General features: G+C 76.1%; 9 protein-coding genes. 5 read left to right on the top strand and 4 right to left on the bottom strand.

What is annotated here, in order from left to right; all coding sequences use genetic code 11:
* Positions 1-57 precede the first annotated feature (57 nt).
* The 3 genes from ctaD to AB0N76_RS36865 all read right to left on the bottom strand — a co-directional run bounded on the left by ctaD (position 58) and on the right by AB0N76_RS36865 (position 3510).
* Positions 58-1788: a cytochrome c oxidase subunit I gene (gene ctaD, locus AB0N76_RS36875; protein ID WP_363564987.1), complete on the bottom strand. Its 1731-nt coding sequence runs from the start codon at positions 1786-1788 to the stop codon at positions 58-60.
* A gap of 334 nt (positions 1789-2122) precedes the next feature.
* Positions 2123-2539 carry a pyridoxamine 5'-phosphate oxidase family protein gene (locus tag AB0N76_RS36870; RefSeq protein ID WP_363564985.1) on the bottom strand — a complete coding sequence of 139 codons (417 nt, stop codon included), beginning with the start codon at positions 2537-2539 and terminating at the stop codon, positions 2123-2125.
* A 107-nt stretch (positions 2540-2646) separates the two neighbouring features.
* A complete protein-coding gene (locus tag AB0N76_RS36865; RefSeq protein ID WP_363564983.1) occupies positions 2647-3510 on the bottom strand; it encodes a sigma 54 modulation/S30EA ribosomal C-terminal domain-containing protein in 864 nt (287 codons plus the stop codon).
* A gap of 244 nt (positions 3511-3754) precedes the next feature.
* Between AB0N76_RS36865 and AB0N76_RS36860 the strand changes: the two genes are divergently transcribed.
* The 4 genes from AB0N76_RS36860 to AB0N76_RS36845 all read left to right on the top strand — a co-directional run bounded on the left by AB0N76_RS36860 (position 3755) and on the right by AB0N76_RS36845 (position 11763).
* Complete coding sequence (locus tag AB0N76_RS36860; RefSeq protein WP_363564981.1) at positions 3755-4399, top strand: class I SAM-dependent methyltransferase; 645 nt, start codon at positions 3755-3757, stop codon at positions 4397-4399.
* 620 nt (positions 4400-5019) lie between these two features.
* Positions 5020-7953, top strand: coding sequence for a type 2 lanthipeptide synthetase LanM family protein (locus AB0N76_RS36855; protein WP_363564979.1), 2934 nt, complete (start codon positions 5020-5022; stop codon positions 7951-7953).
* Positions 7954-8174: 221 nt separating this feature from the next.
* Complete coding sequence (locus tag AB0N76_RS36850) at positions 8175-8366, top strand: hypothetical protein (protein ID WP_363564977.1); 192 nt, start codon at positions 8175-8177, stop codon at positions 8364-8366.
* 388 nt (positions 8367-8754) lie between these two features.
* Positions 8755-11763 (top strand): AAA family ATPase, encoded by a 3009-nt coding sequence (locus AB0N76_RS36845; protein ID WP_363564975.1) that lies wholly within the window; start codon positions 8755-8757, stop codon positions 11761-11763.
* Between the two features lie 104 nt (positions 11764-11867).
* On the opposite strand, the gene AB0N76_RS36840 is transcribed toward AB0N76_RS36845, so the two are convergent.
* Positions 11868-13103: an MFS transporter gene (locus tag AB0N76_RS36840; protein ID WP_363564973.1), complete on the bottom strand. Its 1236-nt coding sequence runs from the start codon at positions 13101-13103 to the stop codon at positions 11868-11870.
* A gap of 54 nt (positions 13104-13157) precedes the next feature.
* Between AB0N76_RS36840 and AB0N76_RS36835 the strand changes: the two genes are divergently transcribed.
* The gene (locus AB0N76_RS36835) at positions 13158-13910 is read left to right on the top strand and encodes a helix-turn-helix transcriptional regulator (protein WP_363564971.1); all 753 of its coding nucleotides are present in this window, start codon (positions 13158-13160) and stop codon (positions 13908-13910) included.
* The last annotated feature ends 70 nt before the right edge of the window (positions 13911-13980 follow it).

The following is a 13980-nucleotide window of genomic DNA, read 5'->3' as shown; positions in this document are numbered from 1 at the left end:
GCCCGCGTCGCTGCCCCCGGGCGGGCGGGAGCGGCGTTCGGGGGGGGGCGGGCGGCGTCAGCTCTCGCCGTCCGTGGACCGCTCGCCCGTGGACCGCCCGTCCGTGGACCGCCCGATCGCGCGGCCGCGGCGCGGCGCGGGCAGGTCGTACGCCGCCGGCGCGACGCCGGCGAGGTGCTTGGCGGGCTCGCCGTTGTGCTCCAGGTGGTCGCGGGCGGCGATGTCCGGGTGGTGCAGGTCGAAGGCCGGGGATTCGGAGCGGATCCGGGGCAGGCTGACGAAGTTGTGGCGCGGCGGCGGGCAGGAGGTGGCCCACTCCAGGGAGCGGCCCCAGCCCCACGGGTCGTCGACGGTCACCCGCTCGCCGTACTTGGCGGTCTTCCAGACGTTGTAGAGGAACGGCAGCAGCGACAGGCCGAGCAGGAAGGAGCCGATGGTGGAGACCGTGTTGAGGGTGGTGAACCCGTCCGAGGCCAGGTAGTCGGCGTAGCGGCGCGGCATGCCCTGGGCGCCCAGCCAGTGCTGGACCAGGAAGGTGGCGTGGAAGCCGATGGTGAGCGTCCAGAAGCAGATCCGGCCGAGCCGCTCGTCCAGCATCTTTCCCGTCATCTTGGGCCACCAGAAGTGGAAGCCGGCCATCATCGCGTACACCACCGTTCCGAACAGGGTGTAGTGGAAGTGCGCGACGACGAAGTAGGAGTCGGAGACGTGGAAGTCGATCGGCGGGGCCGCGAGCAGCACGCCGGTCAGGCCGCCGAAGAGGAAGGTGACCAGGAAGCCGACGGTCCAGAGCATCGGCGTCTCGAAGCTCAGTGACCCCTTCCACATGGTGCCGACCCAGTTGAAGAACTTCACCCCCGTCGGCACCGCGATCAGGAAGGTCATGAACGAGAAGAAGGGCAGCAGCACTTGTCCGGTGACGTACATGTGGTGCGCCCACACCGTCACCGAGAGCCCCGCGATCGCGATGGTGGCCGCGATCAGGCCGGAGTAGCCGAACATCGGCTTCCGGCTGAAGACCGGGATGATCTCCGAGACGATGCCGAAGAACGGCAGGGCGAGGATGTACACCTCGGGATGGCCGAAGAACCAGAACAGGTGCTGCCAGAGCATGGCCCCGCCGCTGGACGGGTCGAAGACGTGCGAGCCGAACTTGCGGTCGCACTCCAGGGCGAGCAGCGCGGCCGCCAGCACCGGGAAGACCAGCAGCACGAGGAGCGAGGTCAGCAGCACGTTCCAGCAGAAGATGGACATCCGGAACATGGTGAGGCCGGGGGCCCGCATGCAGATGATCGTGGTGATGAAGTTGACCGCGCCGAGGATGGAGCCGAAGCCGGAGAGCGCCACGCCCATGATCCACATGTCAGCGCCGACGCCGGGCGAGTGGACCGCGTCGGAGAGCGGCGCGTAGAGGAACCAGCCGAAGTCGGCGGCGCCCTGCGGGGTCGCGAAGCCGGCGGCGGCGATCAGCGAGCCGAACATGAACAGCCAGAAGGCGAGCATGTTCAGGCGGGGGAACGCGACGTCGGGGGCGCCGATCTGGAGCGGCATGATCCAGTTGGCGAAGCCGGTGAACAGCGGCATCGCGAACAGCAGCAGCATCACCGAACCATGCATGGTGAAGGCCTGGTTGAACTGCTCGTTGGAGAGGATCTGCGTCCCCGGGCGGGCCAGTTCGGCCCGCATGACCAGGGCGAGGATGCCGCCGATCAGGAAGAACGCGAACGAGGACACCAGGTACATGGTGCCGATCGTCTTGTGATCGGTGGTCGTCAACAGCCGGACCACGGCCGAGCCGGGCTGCTTGGCCCGCGCTCCTCCCGGTCGGGCGGCGGACGGGCGCGGGGCGGTGTCGCCCGGTGCCTCGATGGCGCTCAAGGACGCACTCCTTCGGAACTACTGCGGATGGGTGGCGATCCATGATCGGAATCCACCACCCGTACGCCCTAGGGCCGTTGGACCCAGCGACCCGGGGCCGGTGGGCCTCGGATCCCGGCCGCCGACCGGGACCACCGTCCGGGACCACCGGCACCCGGGAACGACAGGACGCCGGTGTGGCGGAGGAGTTCGAATCTCCCCTGCCACACCGGCGTCGACCGGCGTCCACCGGCGGCGGCACACGTCAGGACGCGGCGGCGGCCCCCGCGACGAGCCGGTAGCCGGTCACCAGATCGGGCTGGATGGCCACCGTGTGGTCCATCGCCGCGTTCACCCAAGGACTCAACAGTGGCCGGTACCTGGCCAGTTGCCCGGGCTCGGTGACCAGCCGGGCGAAACCGGTGACCACCACGCTCCAGCCGAGCCGGGTCACCGGGTCGATCGCGTCGGCCTCGTAGGCGACCACCACGCCGACATCGCCGGTGCCCTCGGCGGCCATGGTCAGGGCGGCGCCCTCGTGCGTCCGGATCACGATGGTGTCGTCGACCAGGAGGTGGTTGACCGGGCGGATGGCCGGCAGGGCGTGCGCCGTGAACACGATCCGGCCGAACGGCACGCCGCCCAACAGGCGGAGCGCCTCGGCCCGTTCGAGCGGCACCAGGTCGCGCGGCGGGGCGTCGGCCGGCGGCCGGGCGTGGGCGGCCGGTCTCGGCGGACCGCCGGCGCGGTTGCGCAGCGTACGCAGTCTGCGGCGGACGGACTCGTCGCTCACGAGGCGGCCGCGATCAGCCCGAGCGCGCCGTCGAAGCGCCGGTAGAGCACCCGCCCTCGTCCCGAACCGGGCTGGGCGAAGAAGAGGTAGGGCAGTTCGGCGGCGGCCAGCCGAGCCACCGCTTGGTTCTCGGTCAACTCCGGTGCCCCGCACGGACTCAGGGTCAGCGGGACGGCCGGGCGGCTGGGTGGCGCGGCGGCCACCGTACGGGCCAGCCGGTAGCCGGTCGGGCCCACCCGGTAGACCACGGCGTCGGTCTCGGTGGCCGGGTCGGTGAACAGGTGGATGTCGAAGTCCATCGCGTCCATGGTGCGGGCGGCGGCGTCCGGCGAACACCACACCAGGTGGGCCGGTTTGCGGCGGACGATCCGCTGCGCACCGGCGGCGTACGGGAGTTCGGCGCGCACCGGGAGCACCGGTAGCACCGGTAGCACCGGTACGGCGGGGGCGCCGGTGATCCCGACGGCGGCGGGTTCCATGGTCAGCCCCCGGGCGCGCAGGCGGCGCGGCCAGGGCCTCGGCGCCCAGGCGGAGTTGACAGCGGCGACTCGGCTGCGCAGGCCCTCGGCCAGCCGGTCCAGCGCCTCGCCGAGATCGGCGGCGGCCTCCTGGACCCGGATCCGCCGACCGTCCACCTCGGCGTTGACCTGCGCCAACACGCCACCGGCGACGGCCGGTCCGGGCCCGCCCGCCGCTCCGCCCACCGGTCCGCCCGGCGCGCCGATCGTCCCGACCCGGACCCGCAACGACTCCACCAGGGCGTCCGCCCCGCTCACCGCGGCTGCGATCCGGGCTCTGGCGTCCGCCGCGAAGCCCCGTGAGATCCCCTCGCACACCCGCACCGTGACCAACTCGCCCATCCTCAGGCCTCTTCCCGATCCGCCACGCTGTCGTCCTGCCGCGCCGACCCGCCCCGGCGGGCCCCACGGACCGGCACGGCGATCACGATCCCTCGCCCGCGCGGCACCCACAAGGGCCGAACGGCCCCATCGGCCCGCGCCCACCGGCCCCCTGGACGTTGCCCGCAGGCACCGCCCCGTACACCCGACGCACCCCGGACACCCCGACCGCAGGACCGCCGCCGGCCCGTGCCATGATCGGGCCATGTCGGCCCCTGAAGATCAGTCCGCGTACTGGAACTCCACCGGAACCACCAAGACCTTCGGCCACCCGCTCCACCCCGAATGGACCGACCGCATCGACCGCGGCGCCCGCCTGCTCGACTACGGCTGCGGCTACGGACGGCTGGTCGGCGAGCTCACCGCGCTGGGCTTCGTGGACGTCGAGGGCGTGGACGTCGCCCCGGAGCTGATCGCCCGAGCCCGCGCCGAACAGCCCCACAGCCGGTTCGCGGTCCTGCCCGACCCACCCCGGCTGCCCCGGCTGGACGGCCGCTACGACGCCGCCTTCCTGTTCGCCGTGCTCACCTGCGTCCCCGGCGACGAGGCCCAGCGCGCGCTGGTCGCCGAGCTCCACCGGGTGCTGCGCCCGGGCGGCCTGCTCCAGGTCAGCGACTACTGCCTCCAACCGGACGAGCGCAACCGCGAGCGGTACCGGCGGTTCGAGGAGCGGTACGGCCGGCTCGGCGTCTTCGAGACCGGCGACGGCGCGGTCTGCCGCCACCACACCCGCGCCTGGCTGGAGGAGCTGTTCGCCGGCTTCGAGCTGCGGGACGAGCGGGACCTCCCGGTGCTGACCATGAACGGCCGCCCGGCGGTCGCGACCCAGCTCCTGCTCGCCCGCCGGTAGGGCGGACGGCGGGTACGGAGGTGACGGCGGGTACGGAGGTGACGGTGGGCACGGAGGTGGGGCCGGGGGTGGGGCCGGAAGAGGATCATGCGGGCCGTCCGACCGAAAGATGGGGGCCCGTCCCCCATGCCCCGGCACCCGCCGTGACGACAGGATCAGCAGCGAGGGCCGCGCCTTCGACGGCAGCGCGACTCTCTCCCGGCATCGGAGGTGCGGTGGTGGCAGAGGTGAACGCCGTGCGCAGCACGCGCCCCGACGGGGGCGCCGGACCGGTTCAGGGCCCGGTCGCACCGGCGGTCTCCTCGGCCACACCGTTCCCGCACACTCCGATGCCCGGCGACTTCCCGGCACCACCCGCAGTACCGGCAAGACCCGCACCACCGGCAGCACCCGCAGGATCCGTACCACCGGCTCCACCTGCACCACAGCCACACCACCCGCGGCAGCACACCGCCGCACCGACTCCCCGTTCCCACCCCGGTCGCCTCCGGTCCCCCCGTGCCGGTGGGCCACCGTGGTGGGAACGGGGTCTGACCCCGGGTCGGCCGGTCCCCGCCGCCCGCCCGGACTGGGCCGCGTTCACCGAGGCCGCCGTCGCCGCCGCGCCGGTCCGCCCGGTCGTGCCGCGCGCCGCCTACCCGGGCCTGAGCGGCTTCGCCCTCGTCCTGCAGCCGTTCGCCGAGCGCGCGCAGGTCCGCCTGCTGACCGCGCTGTCCCCCGCCGTGCGCGCCGCCGAGCAGCTCGGCCGGATCGACCTGCCCGCGCTGCGCGCCGAGTTCACCGCCCGGCTCACCGAGCGGCTGGCCCGGATCGCCGCCCGCACCCTCGTCCTGGAGCTCAACGTGGCCCGGACGGCCGGGCGGCTGGCCGGCGGCAGCCCGCAGGAACGATTCCGCTCCTTCCTCGCCCTGACCGCCCGCCGCGAGGGCCTGGCCGCGCTGCTGCGCGAGTACCCCGTACTGGCCCGGCTGCTGGCCCGCGCCTGTCTGGACTCCGCCGACGCCTTCGCCGAACTGCTGGACCGGTTCGCCGCCGACCGGCCGCTGCTGGTCTCCGGCCTGCTGCGCGGCCGCGACCCGGGCAGCCTGGTCACCGTCGGCGCCGACGCGGGCGACCGCCACCGGCGCGGCCGGGCCGTCGCCGTACTGCACTTCGCCGACGGCACCGCCGTCGTCCACCGCCCCCGGCCGCCCGCCGCGCACCGGCACTTCAACGCGCTGCTCGGCTGGTACGGCGCCCAGCCCGGGGTGCCCCGGCTGCGCGCGCTCGGCCTGGTCGACCGGGGCGGGTACGGCTGGACCGAGTACGCCGAGGCCCGCCCCTGCCTGACCGGCTACGACGTCGACCGGTTCTACCGGCGGCAGGGCGCGCTGCTCGCCCTGCTGCACGTCCTGGACGGCACCGACCTGCACTTCGAGAACCTGGTCGCCTGCGGGGACCAGCCGGTGCTGGTGGACGTCGAGACGCTGTTCCACCCGCCGGCCGGCCCCGCTCCCGACCCGGCGGAAGACCCGGCCGAGGACCCGGCGGCCCGGGCGCTGGCGGAGTCCGTCCACCGGGTCGGCCTGCTGCCGCAGCTGTTGATCGGCGACGACGGCGCGGTGGACGTCTCCGGGATCGGCGGCGGCGCGGGCGGCGGGACCGGCGGCTCGGGCCGGTGGCTCTCCCCCGTCGACGGCGTCGACTGGGCCGGCGCGGGCACCGACGAGATGCGCCTGGTGCGCCGCCCCCGCCCGTTCGCCGAGCCGCGCAACCGGCCCCGGCTGGGCGGCGCCCCGGTCGACCCGGCCGAGCACACCGAGGCCCTGGTCGCCGGCTTCCGCGCCGGGTACGCCGCGCTCGCCGCCGGGCGCGCCGACCTCACCGGCCCGCGCGGCCTGCTGCGGACCTTCGTCGACGACGAGGTGCGGGTGGTGCCCCGGGCCACCCGGGTCTACGCCCGGCTGCTCGACGAGTCCACCCACCCGGACGTGCTGCGCGACGCCGCCGCCCGGCAGGCCGTCCTCGCCCTGCTGCGCACCGACGCGGTCGACGACCCGGGCCGCCCGGGCCTGGCCGACCACGAGATCGCCGACCTGTGGACCGGCGACGTCCCGCTGTTCACCGCCCGTCCCGGCGCCCGCGACCTGTGGACCTCCGACGGCCACCGGCTGCCCGGCGAACTCGCCGAGTCCGGGCTGGCCCGGGTCGAGGCCAAGCTCGCCGGGCTCGGCGGGGTCGACCGCAAGGACCAGGAGTGGATCGTCCGCGCGGCGATGGCCGGCGCCGCGGGCACCCCCGCCCACCGGCCGGGCCGTCCGGGGCCGGAGAACGTCTGGGCCACCGCCCCCGAGCCCGAGCAGCTGCTCGCCGCCGCCCGGGGCGTCGGTGACCAGCTCGTCGCCGCCGCCTACCAGGGGCGGTCGCGCACCAACTGGCTCGGGCTGGAACTGCTCGCCGACCGCTACTGGCGGGTCCGGCCGCTCGGCGCCGACCTGGCCGGCGGCTACACCGGCACCGCGCTGTTCCTCGCCCAGCTCGCCGCGCTCACCGGCACCGACCGCTACGCCGAGGTGGCCCGGCGGGCCCTCGCGCCCGTCCCCGGGTTGCTCGACGCGCTCGCCGCGCACCCCGACCACCCGGCCGCCGTCGGCTCCGGCGGCTTCGCCGGGCTCGGCGGGATCGCCTACGCGCTCGCCGAGCTGGGCCGCGTCCTGGACGACCCGCTGATCCGGCAGTGGACCGGCCCGGCAGTGACGCTCACCGCGGCGGCCGCCGAGCGCGAGTCCGACCCGGGGGTGCACAGCGGCACCGCCGGAGGCCTCGCCGCGCTGCTCGCGGTGCACGCCTCAGCCCTGCACTCCTCAGCCCTGCACTCCTCAGCCCCGCAGGCCGGGGCCGACTCGCCGACCGCCACCGACGCGCTGGCCGCCGCCGCCCGCTGCGCCGAACGGCTCGCCGCCCACCCCGCCCCCGCCACCACCGGCTTCGCCCACGGCTCGGCCGGCGTCGGCTGGGCGCTGCTGCGCTACGCCGAGGCGACCGGCGAGCCGGCCGACGGCCCGCACCACCGGGCCGGTCTGGCCGCCCTGCACACCGCCACCGCCACCCGTTCCCGCGAGGGCTCCTGGTGCCGGGGCCGCCCGGGCATCGCGCTCGCCGTGGTCGACAGCCCGCTCGCACTCGCCGACCGCCGGCTCGCCGACTGGGCCCAGCGCGCCGTCCGCAACACCGCGCGCGCCGCACCGCTCGGCGACCACAGCCTCTGCCACGGCGAGCCCGGCGTGCTGGAGCTGCTCGGCCGGCACGGGCCCGCCGCCGGCCGCACCCCGTGGGTCCGGCGGGCCGGTGCGCTGCTGGCCGCCGTCGACCAGGACGGCCCGCGCTGCGGCACCCCCGACCACGTCCCGCACCCGGGCCTGCTCACCGGTCTGGCCGGGATCGGCCACGGCCTGCTCCGCCTCGGCTTCCCCGACCGGGTGCCGCCGGCGCTGCTGCTCCGCGCCCCCGCCCCGGGCCCGCCGCGCGCGCCGGCCGCCCGGTCCGTCGACCGCACCCCGGTCGCCGCCCGCTGACCCCCGGCACACCTCCGCACCGGCGCGCCGTTTCCGACGGGCGCACCCCCGATGCCCCACCCGCCCCCACGCACACCCGCCGCCGCCCTCGCCCCCACGCGGACGGCCGGCCCGCACCAGGGTCCCGTAGACCCCGACCGAACCGGTGCCACCCCGTACGGCCTCCGTACGGCATCCTGTCCAGCACACCGTCCATCCCGACCACGAACGGAGCACCACAGATGAACGAGCACGACGACCGACTCGGTCTGCCACAGTCGGCCCCCCGCCCCGGCGACACCGCCGACCACCCCGCCGGCGAGATCCGCCTGCGCACCGGGGGCAACCTGGGCCTGCGGTCCCAGCTGCTGGCCGGCACCGGCGCCGCCTTCCCGCCGATCGTCGAGTTCCCGACGATGACCACCCCGTTCTAGTCCAGCGCCCGCCGGCCCGGTCCGTACCGGCCCGGCCCGTTCCGACGCACCATCACCCGCGGCCCTGACCGGCCGATCCGTCCGCCGCCGAGGACCGGGCAGCCCCTCGGCGGCGGACCGAACGGGCAGTTCCGCCCGGTACCGGGCGGGCACCATCGCCTCCGGCTAGCATCGGCATCGACCCCGCACCGCACCCACGCCGCGCCCACACCGCCCCGCCCCTCCCCGCCCCGAAACGGCCGAGGATACGTCACCCCCGCGACCCGTAGCCGGAAGTACACTCCTCCGGATGTGATCGTACGGTAACCATCCCATGGTGACACGGTGTCTGATTCGTGGCCGATTCACCACCCTTCAGAACACCTGCGCGGTCAAGTAGCCTGCGGCCATGCGCACCACGTCGTCGATCACCATCGGCCGCGCCGCCGAGCTCGGGAGGCTCGGGGGCGCGCTGACCGCCGCCCGCCAGCGGGCCGGCGGGGCGGTCTTCCTGCTCGGCGAGGCCGGCATCGGGAAGTCCCGGCTGGCCGGCGAGTGCGCCTACCAGGCCTACGGGCTGGGCCTGCCGGTGCTGCGCGGACGGGGCAGTTCGACCGGCACGGTGACGCCGTTCCGCCCGCTGATCGAAGCGCTCTCCTCCCGGTTCCGCGCCGCCGGACCGCCCACCGACCCCGAACTCACCCCCTACCGGCCCGCGCTCGCCCGGCTGGTGCCCGAGTGGCGCGACGCCGTTGCCGCGGCCGGGGCGGGCGGCTACCCGGAGACGGTGGTCGAGCTCGCCGAGGCGCTGCTGCGGCTGCTCGCCGTGCTCGGCCGCGAGCAGGGCTGCGTCCTGCTGCTGGAGGACCTGCACGACACCGACGCGGAGACCGTCGCCGTCCTGGAGTACCTGGTCGACAACCTGGCGGGCCTGCCGGTGCTGCTGCTCGCCACCCTGCGCGCCGAGCCCGGACCGGCCCTCGACCTGGTGCGGGCCGCCGAGCGGCGCCGCGCCGCCACCGTCAGCGAACTGCGCCCGCTGCCGCCCGCCGAGGTCACCGCGCTGGCGGCCGCGATCCTGGAGAGCGACCCCGCCGACGTACCGGCCGCCGTCGTCGAGCACCTCGCCGAACGCGGCGACGGCTGCCCGTACCTGATCGAGGAACTGCTCGCCGACCTGCTCGGCTCCGGTTCGCTGCACCGCGCCGAGGACGGCCGCTGGGCGCTGCCGGGCGGCCCGCGCCCGGGCGTGCCCAGCACCATCGTCCGCAGCTGGGGCCGCCGGATCGACCAACTGGACGGCCAGGCCCGCGAGTTGCTGCTGACTGCGGCCACCCTGGGCAGCCGGTTCTCGGTCACCACCCTGCAGCTGATCACCGGCCACGACGACCGGACGCTTTTCAGCCATCTGCGCTCGGCCTCCGAGGCCAACCTGATCGTGCCGGACGGCGCCGCCCCGGACCGCTACGCCTTCCGGCACGCGCTGACCGCCGACGCGGTGACGGCTGCCCTGGCGCCCGCCGAGCGCGCCGCGCTGTCCCGCCGCTCGGCCCGCGCGATCCTTCGCTCCGACCCCGAACTCGCCGACGAACGCCGCCAGTTGGTCGCCTCCCTGCTGCTGGCCGGCGGGGACCGGGCAGCGGCCGCGGTGCACTTCGCGGAGGCCGGGCGGCAGGTCCTGGAGGCCGGGGCGGCCGGTTCGGCGGTGGTACTGCTGGAGCGCGCGCACGAGCTGGCCGGGGACGCCGAACGGGTCGGCGTCACCGAGCGGTTGCTGCCCGCGCTGGCCGAATCCGGCCAGCTGGACCGGGCGTTCGACCTGGTCCGCACCTTGCCGACGCTCCCGCCGCTGCCCGCCGCGTCACCGACCGCCCCCACCGACCGGGGGCCGTCCCCCGACCCGGCGGCCGTCGAGCGCCGGATCGACCTGCACACCCGGCTCGCCTGGGCGGCGGTGATGGCCGAACGCGGCCCGGACGCCGTCGCCCAGATCGCCGCCGTCCGCGCCCTCACCGCCGGCCGGCCGCGCCCCGAGCAGGACGCCGCGCTGGCCGTCGTCGAGGGCCACCTCGCACTGCTGCCCGCCCGGCCCGCCCCGGACGGCACCGCGGACAGCCCCGACACCGCCGCCCGCCTCGCCGAGGCCGAACGGCGCGCCCGTCACGCCGCCGAGGTGGCCGAACGCTCCGGCCTCCCCGTCGTCGCCTGCCAGGCCTGGCAGCTGCTCGCCCTGCTCGCCCGCGAACGCGGCTTCGACGCCGCCGACGCCTGCCTCGAACGGATGCTGTCCGTCGCCGAGGCCCACGCCCTCCCCGTCTGGCGGGTCGAGGCCCTGCTCCGGCTCGGCGCCAACGCCTTCATGCGCACCGGCGACGGCGCCCTCCTCGAACGCGCCCGGGAGGCCGCCGCCGGCCTCGGCGCGATCGTCCTCACCCAGACCCTCGACGGACTGCTCGCGATGAACGCGGTCATGCGCGGCGAGTGGCACACCGCCCGCGAGATCGTCGACCGCTGCCTGGACGCCACCGCCCGCCTGCACAACCTCGCCGCCCACCGCTACCTGCTGCTCACCTCCGCCACCCTCGCCGCCCACCTCGGCCGCGCCCGCGAGACCGAGCGCGAACTCGCCCGGTTCCGGCAGGCCGGCGGCGAGGAGTCCTTCCTGATGCCGCTGCGCCACGGCCTCTGCCGGGCGATCGGCGCGCTGCTCGCCGAGGACCGGGCCGCGGCGCACGCCGAACTCGCCGCCGGAATCGCCTGGGAGGAGGCGCACCCCAGCGTCTTCTACCTGGCCGGCCGACACGGCCTGCACCCGCTGCTGGAGGTCGTCGACGGCCGGTGGGGCCGCGCCGAACTCGACCGGGCCCGCACCGCGCCCGCCGCCGAACTCGCCTGGAACCGCCAGTTCCTGCGGTTCGCCGAGGCGGTGCTGCTCGGCCGCGAGGGCCACCCGGCGGAGGCCGCCCGCACCCTCGCCGAGACCCGCCCCACCGCGGCGGCCTTCCCGCTCGCCCACCACCTCGCCCTGCGGCTCACCGCCGAGGCCGCGCTGGCCGACGGCTGGGGCGAACCGGTGACCTGGCTGCGCGCCGCCGAGGAGTACTTCCACCAACTGGAGGTCCAGCCGGTCGCCGCCGCCTGCCGCACCCTGCTGCGCCGGGCCGGCGCGAGCGTCGCCCAGCACCGCGGCGGCCGCGACGCCGTCCCGGCCGACCTGCGCACCTGCGGGGTGACGGTCCGCGAGTACGAGGTCCTCGTCCTGCTCGCCGACCGCCCGGGCAACCAGGAACTGGCCCGCAAGCTGTCCATCTCCCCCCGCACGGTCGAGAAGCACCTGGCCAACCTCCTCGCCAAAACCGGCCGCCCCGACCGCGCCGCCCTCTGCACCCTCGCCACCGAACTCCGCCCGGAGACCTGACGGGCGGGCGGCCGCCGGCGCCTCGGCGCCAGGCGGCGACCGGGCGGCGGCCACCCCAAGCTCCCGTGACGGGCCCTCGCCCACCCAACCCACCCAGCCCGCCGTCACGGCCGACCGAGCGCCTCTCCCGCGTCCTCCCGCTCCCCGGCTACCGGCCCCGCGCCTCCCTCTGCCGCCGCCCCCGTCGGTTCCACCAGCCCCCAGGCCAGCAGCCACGCCAACCCGCACAACACCGCCAGCGGCGCGAGCGCGGTCCGCAGCCCGACGTGGTCGGCGAGCAGGCCGATGGCCGGGCCCGCCAGGCCGCCGACGCTGACCGCCAGGCCGAGGGTCACACCACTCGCGGTACCGACCCGGCTCGGCAGGTAGTCCTGGCCCAGCGTCACCTGGAGCGAGAACGGCACGTACAGCGCCAGCGAGACCAGCGCCGCGAAACCGTACAGCGCAGGCCCCGGCACCAGCAGCAGCCCCGCGACGGCCGGGACGGCGGCCGCGTACGAGAGCCGGACCGTCCGCACCCGGCCCCAGCGCGCCGCGAGCCGACCGCCGAGCACCGTGCCGACGGCGCCGCCCGCGAACAGCGTGAACAGCGCCGCCGTCCCCGCCGCTCCGCCGGTTCCCAGCCGCTGCCCCGCGTACAGCGCGATGAACGAGGACAGCCCGACGAACACCACCGACCGGCAGCCGATCACCGCCGACAGCCGCAGGAAGCCGGGCCAGTCGTCCCGCCCACCGCCGCCCCGAGCAGCCGAGGCCGCCGCGCTCCGGGCGGCCAGCCCCCGGACCACCGGCGCCGTGCACACCGCCGCGGCCACCGCGGGCACCGCCAGCCAGGGCGTCGCGCCGAGCCCGCCGACCGCCAGCACCGGCCCCACCAGCAGCGGCGCGAGCGCGAAGCCGACGTTGCCGCCGAGCGAGAACCACCCCATCCGGGTGTGGCTGTTCCCGCTCGCCGCCCGCGCCAGCCGGGCCGACTCGGGGTGGTAGGCCGCGACCCCGACCCCGGACAGCGCGACCGCCGCGCACACCAGCGCGTACGGTCCGAACAGCCCGGCGAGCCCGACGCCCGCCCCCGCCGCGACGGTGGCGGCCGGGATCAGCCACGGCATCGCCCAGCGGTCGGTGAGCGCGCCGAACAGCGGCTGCACGATCGAGGAGAGCAGGGTCGCGGCCAGCACCACCCCGGCGGCGGACCGGTAGTCCAGGGCCCGTTCGGCGACGAGGAAGGGGACGAGCGCCGGTACGACGCCCTGGTAGAGGTCGACGGCGGCATGGCCGACGGCCAGCACGGCGATCGGGGCGGCGCCGCGCCGGTCCTGACGGGGTTTCGTAGTGGTCACGGCTCGATCCTCGGCGCCGGGCGCACTGGCCGACTTCCGATAACATGCCGATCAATGCCGATTACCCGCCAACCGACCCTGTCGCCACACCCCACCGTCACCCGCCACCTGGCCGCCGGGGCGACCGTCGACGAGCACCGGCACGAGGTGCACCAGATCGTCTACGCGGGCCGCGGCGTCCTCGCCGTGACCACCGACGCCGGTACCTGGGTGGCCCCGGCGACCCGGGCGCTCTGGATCCCCGCCGGGACCGACCACCGCCACCGCGCCTACGGGCAGACCGATCTGCACACCGTCGGCCTGCCGCTGGAGCACAACCCGCTCGGCCTCACCCGCCCCGCCGTCCTCGCGGTCGGCCCGCTGCTGCGCGAACTCCTCATCGCCTATAGCAGCCCCGGCACCGAGCACACCCCGGAGGGCCGGCGGCTGCTCGCCGTCCTGCTCGACCAACTGCGCCACGCCCCCGAGCAGCCGCTGCACCTGCCCGTCCCCCGGGACCCGCGGCTCGCCTCGATCGCCGTCCTCCTCGACGAGGACCCGGCCGACCGCCGCACCCTCGCCGAGCTCGGCCGGGTGTCCGGCGCCGGGGCCCGCACCCTCAGTCGGCTCTGCCACGAGGAGCTGGGCATGACCTTCCCCCAGTGGCGCACCCAGCTCCGCCTGCACCACGCCCTCCGCCTGCTCGCCGAGGACCTGCCGGTCACCACCGTCGCCCACCGCTGCGGCTGGTCCTCCGCCAGCGCCTTCATCGACGTCTTCCGCCGCACCTTCGGCCACACCCCCGCCGCTCACCACCGCCTTCCCTGAACCCGGACAGCGGTCTTGGCAGTCGCTGAACCGGGCCTGCGGAGTGGGAAGTCGGCCGGTCCGACTTCCC

It is taken from the genome of Kitasatospora sp. NPDC093806, assembly GCF_040683335.1.
Lineage (GTDB): Bacteria > Actinomycetota > Actinomycetes > Streptomycetales > Streptomycetaceae > Kitasatospora.
This window is presented reverse-complemented; position numbering and strand designations above follow the sequence as displayed.